At 74.4% G+C, this 4519-nt stretch carries 1 protein-coding gene; it reads right to left on the bottom strand.

Translation table 11 applies throughout. From position 1 onward, the window contains the following. A partial coding sequence (locus CCN29_RS30625) for a type I polyketide synthase (RefSeq protein WP_143661415.1) occupies nucleotides 1-4519 on the bottom strand: 4519 nt, incomplete at both ends.

Raw genomic sequence — 4519 nt, 5'->3', positions numbered from 1 at the left:
CGATGACGGCGGTGGGGTGTATTCCGGTGGCGCGCCATTGTGCTGCGAGGGAGACCATGACGGCCCAGAGGGCGGGTTGGACGACGTCGACGCGGTCGAGGCCGGGCTGGTCGGGTTCGCCGCGCAGGACTGCGAACAGGTCCCAGTCGACGAAGGGTGCGAGTGCGTCGGCGCACTGGGTGAGCCGTTCGGCGAACACTCCGCCCGCGTCGAGGAGGGGGACGGCCATGCCGGTCCATTGGGCGCCCTGGCCGGGGAAGACCCATACCGGGTTGCCCACCGGGCGGCCGGTTCCGTGCATCACGTCGTCGGGGGTGCGCAGGCGGTGGATCAGGGTGTCGCGGTCGGTGTCGGTGAGGGGGATCGCGGCGCGGTGTTCGAACACGGTCCGTGAGCCGGCCAGCATTCGTGCCACTTCTTCGACCGGCACGTCCGTGTGCCGCTCGACGAAGTCCGCGACGCGTTCCAGCGACGCACGCAGCGCACCCTCGTCACGTCCCGACACCACCAACGGCACCAGTGCACCGTCCTTGCCGAGAGGGACGCCCAGGGGACTCGGCTCCGGTGGTGCTTCCTCGAGGATCAGGTGGGCGTTGGTCCCGCTGATGCCGAAGGAGGAGATGCCGGCGCGGCGGGGTGTCGTCGTGCGGGGCCAGGGCTGGGTCCGGGTCGCCAGCCGGACGTGGCCGGTGTCCCAGTCCACGTGGGTCGACGGCTGGTCGACGTGCAGGGTGCGCGGGACGGTGCCGTGCCGCATGGCCAGCACCATCTTGATGACGCCGGCGACTCCGGCGGCGGCCTGGGTGTGGCCGATGTTGGACTTCACCGAACCCAGCAGCACCGGCTCGTCCGAGGAGCGTGCCTGCCCGTAGGTGGCCAGCAGTGCCTGTGCCTCGATCGGGTCGCCCAGGGATGTGCCGGTGCCGTGGGCCTCGACGACGTCCACGTCGGCGGGTGAGATGCCCGCCTGGGCCAGGGCGGCGCGGATCACCCGTTGCTGGGCCGGTCCGTTCGGGGCGGTCAGGCCGTTGGACGCGCCGTCCTGGTTGACCGCCGAGCCGCGCACCACCGCCAGGACGGGATGGCCCAGCCGCCGCGCGTCCGACAGCCGTTCCAGCAGCACCAGACCGACGCCCTCGGCGAACCCCGTACCGTTCGCACTGTCCGCGAACGCACGGCATCGCCCGTCGGGGGACATGGCACGCTGCCGGCTGAAGGCGGTGAAGGTGCCCGGCGTGGCGATGACGGTGGCGCCGCCGGCCAGCGCGAGCGAGCACTCCCCGTTCCGCAGCGACTGGGCGGCCAGATGGATGGCCACCAGCGACGAGGAGCACGCCGTGTCCACGGTGATCGCCGGACCCTGCAACCCCAGCAGGTACGAGAGGCGGCCCGAGATGATGCTGGTGGCGTTGCCTGTGAGGAGCATGCCGTCCAGGCCCTCGGGGGCCTCGTGCAGCAGGGTCGAACCGTACTCCTGGGCGATGGCGCCGACGAACACGCCGGCCGTGCTCCTGTCGAGCGTCGTCGGGTCGATGCCGGCGCGCTCGAAGGTCTCCCAGGCGGTCTCCAGGAGCAGCCGCTGCTGCGGGTCCATGGTCAGCGCCTCGCGCGGCGAGATGCCGAAGAACGCCTCGTCGAACCGCCCGGCGCCGTCCAGGAAACCGCCGTGGCGGGTGTAGGAGGTGCCCGGCTTGTCCGGGTCGGGGTCGAACAGGGTGTCCAGGTCCCAGCCACGGTCGGTGGGGAACTCGCTGATCGCGTCGGTCTCGGACCGCAGCAGGTCCCACAGGTCCTCGGGGCCCGCGACCCCGCCGGGCAGCCGGCACCCCATGGCCACGACGGCGATGGCGTCGTCGTCCGGAGGGCTGATCGTCCGCGCCGGCTGCGAGGACGCGGAGGCCGAGGTGCCGACGAGGCTCTCGTTCAGGTGCTCGGCCAGGGCGTGCGGGTTGGGGTAGTCGAAGACGACGGTCGGGGCCAGCCGCAGACCGGTCGCGGCATTGAGCCGGTTGCGCAGTTCCACCGAGGAGAGCGAGTCGAAGCCGAGGTCCTTGAACACGCTGTCGGCGCGTACGGCGTCCGGCGTCTCGTGTCCGAGCACCGCGGCCGCGTGCCGGAGCACCAGGGCGAGCAGAGCGCGCTCGGCCTCCTCCGGTGACAGTCCGGCCAGGTCCGCGAGGATGCCGTCGGCCCGTCCCCCCTCGTCGGCGGTGGTGCGCCGCGTTGCCGCGCGCACCAGACCGCTCAGCAGGACGGGTACCCCATCGGGGCGGCGGCGCAGTGCGGCGTGGTCGAAGCGGGCGGCGACCCAGGCGGCGGCATCGCCGGTGACGGCGGCGTCGAGGAGGGCCAGTCCCTGGTCGGCGGTGAGCGGCCTGACGCCGTTGCGGGCGATGCGGCCGCGGTCCGTGGCACCCAGGTGCGCGGTGAGGCCACCGTCCTCCCACAGGCCCCAGGCGACCGCAGTGGCCGGCAGCCCGAGCGAGCGCCGGTGCTCGGCCAGGCCGTCGAGGAAGGCGTTGGCCGCGGCGTAGTTGGCCTGTCCGACGCCGCCGATGGTGCCGGCGATCGACGAGAAGAGCACGAAGTGCGCCAGGTTCGCGTCGCGGGTGAGATCGTGCAGATGCAGTGCCGCGTCCACCTTCGGGCGCAGCACCGTGTCGACCTGCTCCGCGGTCAGACCGGTGACCATGCCGTCGGCGAGGACGCCCGCGCTGTGCACGACGGCGGTCAGCGGGCGGTCGAGGGAGCCGAGCACGGCCGCGAGCGCGTCACGGTCGGCCACGTCGCACGCCTCGACGGTCACGGAGACGCCCAGGGCGGTCAGTTCGTCGACGAGCTCACCGGCTCCCGCCGTCTCGCGTCCGCGCCTGCTCAACAGCAGCAGATGACGGGCGCCGTGCGCGGTGACCAGATGCCGGGCGGCGAGCCGGCCCACGCCGGTGGTCCCGCCGGTGATCAGGACGACCCCCTCGGGGTCCAGCCGGCGCGGTGCGGCGGGCGCCGTGTCCGTGGCGTGCGTCAGGCGGGGGATCAGCGGGCTGCCGGCGCGCACCGCGGTCTGCGGCTCTCCGGAGGCGGCCGCGGCGAGCAGCCCGGCCACCTCGGCGGAACCGGCTTCCATGCCGGCCCCGGGCTCCAGGTCGACCAGGACGGCCCGCCCCGGCTGTTCGGCCTGCGCCGCCCTGACGAGACCCCAGATCGCCGCTCCGGCCGGGTCGGTCACGCCGGTGGCGGCATCGGCGGGCACGGCACCTCGGGTGGCGACGATCAGACGCGTCTCCGCGTACCGCTCGTCGGCCAGGTGACGCTGTACGTGCGCGAGCGTGTCGTGGACCCGGGCACGGGTCGCGGCGGCGGTGTCCTCGGCCCGCCCCGCGGGCCGGTCGCGGAGCAGGAGCAACGTGTCGGGCGTCGGGCCGGAGGTGCCGGCGCTCAGGTCCGCCACGGCGTGCGCGTCCACGCCTGTGGCGGCGAGGGCGGCGGCGAGCCCGGACGCCCGGTCGCCCACCACGAGCCACCGGCCCGACGGCTGCGGCGCGGGCGTCGGCGCGAGGGCCCGCCACTCCGTGCGCAGCAGCATCCGCCGGACGGCCTCGTCCGCCGTGCTCACCGATCCCTCGGCCACGGGCCGGGTCAGCAGCATGTTCACGGAGACGACGGGGGCTCCCGCCGGGTCGACGGCGAGCAACGAGACGCCCTCGGACTCCGACCACGTCAACCGGACCCGCAGGGTGGTGGCACCGGACGCGTGCAACTCCACGCCCTGCCAGGAGAACGGCAGGCTGAGCGGCCCGGCGGCCTCCTTCCCGACCTCGTTCAGCACGTCGGCGTGGAGGGCCGCGTCGAGCAGCGCCGGATGGATGCCCCAGCCGTCGGACTTCTCCCGCTCGGGCAGGGCGACCTCGGCGAAGACGTCCCCGTCCCGGCGCCAGACCGCCCGCAAGCCCTGGAACGCCGGGCCGTAGCCGTAACCGGCGCGGGCCATCCGCTCGTAGGCGTCCGCGACGGGCACCTCTTCGGCGCCCCTGGGCGGCCAGTGGGCGAACACCCCGGCCGCTGCGGAGTCGGCGCCCCGCACCGCTGCGGGGGTCAGGAAGCCGCGGGCGTGCCGGGTCCACAGCGGACCGTCGGCCGACTCGCCGCCCTGCGGCGCGGAGTGCACGGCGACCGGGCGGCGTCCGGACGCGTCCGGCGCCCCGACGGTCACCTGGACGCTGACGGCCTGCCGCGCCTCCACGACGAGCGGACTCTCCAGGACCAGCTCCTCCAGGGTGGAGGCTCCCACCTCGTCACCCGCCCGGATCGCGGCCTCGACGAAGGCCGTACCAGGGAACAGGACGGCCCCGTTCACCACATGGTCGGCGAGCCACGGCTGGGCGGCCGTGGAGATCTGCCCCGTGAGGACCAGACCGTCCTCCTCCGCCCGCTGGACCGCCGCCCCGAGGAGGGGGTGGTCGACGGGCAGCAGACCGAGGGACTGGGGGTCACCGCCGGTGGACGGGGTGAGCCAGTGGTG

It is taken from the genome of Streptomyces pseudogriseolus (assembly GCA_002154585.1).
GTDB lineage: Bacteria > Actinomycetota > Actinomycetes > Streptomycetales > Streptomycetaceae > Streptomyces > Streptomyces pseudogriseolus.
The sequence above is the reverse complement of the archived record's forward strand: the minus strand, read 5'-3'. Positions and strand labels throughout refer to the sequence as shown.